The sequence below is a fragment of the Vibrio sp. 10N.261.52.A1 genome (assembly GCF_002876325.1).
GTDB lineage: Bacteria > Pseudomonadota > Gammaproteobacteria > Enterobacterales > Vibrionaceae > Vibrio > Vibrio chagasii.
The window spans coordinates 1-1,753 of sequence record NZ_MCYD01001189.1 but is presented as its reverse complement, the minus strand read 5'-3'; the positions used below and the strand labels follow the sequence as shown (position 1 = coordinate 1,753).

Here is a 1,753-nt window from a genome sequence, read left to right as displayed (position 1 = left end):
ATTTTGTTGTAAACCATTGCATTTCTAGATTTGACATGTGATCCAAGACGTGTTTTGAAACTAAATTTCGTAAGTCACTAGAAAGTTAGTTCTGCATCAATATATATTTAGCGGCAGAAAATATAATGCAATACATGGTTACATTTTCACTGGGTGCTAACATATAGGCTACGGGGGTGTGCCGTTAGAACCCATATAATTATTTTATCTTTATCAGGAGCATAAACATGTTTAAGAACCTTTTTGCTAGCCTGCAAAAAGTTGGTAAGTCTCTGATGCTTCCAGTATCAGTTTTACCAGTTGCGGGTATTTTGCTAGGTGTCGGTGCAGCAGATCTTCCTTTCATTCCAGAAATTGTTTCAAACCTTATGGAGCAAGCTGGTGGTTCAGTATTCGGTCAAATGGCACTACTGTTTGCAGTAGGTGTTGCACTTGGCTTTACTAACAACGATGGTGTAGCTGGTCTAGCTGCAATCGTTGGTTACGGCATCATGACTGCTACACTAGGCGTAATGGCTGGTGTAATGGGCGTTGATAAAATCGATACTGGTGTACTAGGTGGTATCCTAGTCGGTGGTGTTGCTGCTTGGGCATTCAACCGTTTCTTCCGTATTCAACTTCCTGAGTACCTTGGCTTCTTCGCTGGTAAGCGTGCTGTGCCAATCATCACAGGTTTCTCTGCGATCGGTCTAGCAATCCTACTATCTGTAGTATGGCCACCAGTTGGCGGCGCTATCTCTGCGTTCTCTGATTGGGCTGCTCACCAAAACCCACAAGTGGCGTTTGGTATCTACGGTATCGTTGAGCGTTCTCTAATTCCATTTGGTCTTCACCACGTATGGAACGTACCATTCTTCTTCGAAGCTGGTACTTGTGTAAACGCTGCTGGCGAAACTCAAAACGGTGTTCTTACTTGTTACCTAGTTGCTGATGACGCATCGCGTGCAGCGGGCAATGGCTTCGGTCAGCTAGCTGGTGGTTACATGTTCAAGATGTTCGGTCTACCTGCTGCTGCAATCGCAATTGCACACTCAGCTAAGCCTGAAAACCGCGCTAAAGTAATGGGTATCATGGCTTCTGCTGCGTTAACTTCATTCCTAACGGGTATCACTGAACCAATCGAATTCTCATTCCTATTCGTTGCTCCTGTTCTGTACGCAATCCACGCTCTACTAGCTGGTTCTGCTTACGTTCTTGCGAACACTCTAGGTTTTGTACACGGTACATCTTTCTCACACGGTCTAATCGACTTCCTAGTTCTATCTGGCCACGCGTCTAAGATGGGTCTAATGGTTGTTTGTGGTATTGCTTACGCTGCAATCTACTACATCGTATTCCGCACTGTGATTAAAGCTCTAGACCTTAAAACTCCTGGTCGTGAAGACGAGTCAGAAGACGAAGCAGTTGCGACTGGTTCTGAACTTGCTGGTGAGCTAGTTGCTGCATTCGGTGGTAAAGCTAACATCACTGGTCTTGACGCTTGTATCACTCGTCTACGTGTTGCAGTTGCTGATACAGCAGTTGTTGACCAAGACAAGCTTAAGAAACTAGGTGCTGCAGGTGTTGTAGTAGTAGCGGGTGGCGTACAAGCTATCTTCGGTACTAAATCTGACAACCTGAAAACAGACATGGATGAGTGGATCCGTAACAACGGTTAATCCACTGATTCAATGAATTGAAAGGAGGCCGATTGGCCTCCTTTTTTGTTTCTACTGTTTCATCAGGCTTATTCTTTTATCTCTCAGTTATTTAC

The 1,753-nt window shown here is 44.7% G+C and carries 1 protein-coding gene; it reads left to right on the top strand.

The window, feature by feature from the left end; translation table 11 throughout:
- Nucleotides 1-227 precede the first annotated feature (227 nt).
- Nucleotides 228-1,658, top strand: a complete 1,431-nt coding sequence (gene ptsG / locus BCT81_RS25335) for a PTS glucose transporter subunit IIBC (RefSeq protein WP_102426254.1) — start codon at nucleotides 228-230, stop codon at nucleotides 1,656-1,658.
- The last annotated feature ends 95 nt before the right edge of the window (nucleotides 1,659-1,753 follow it).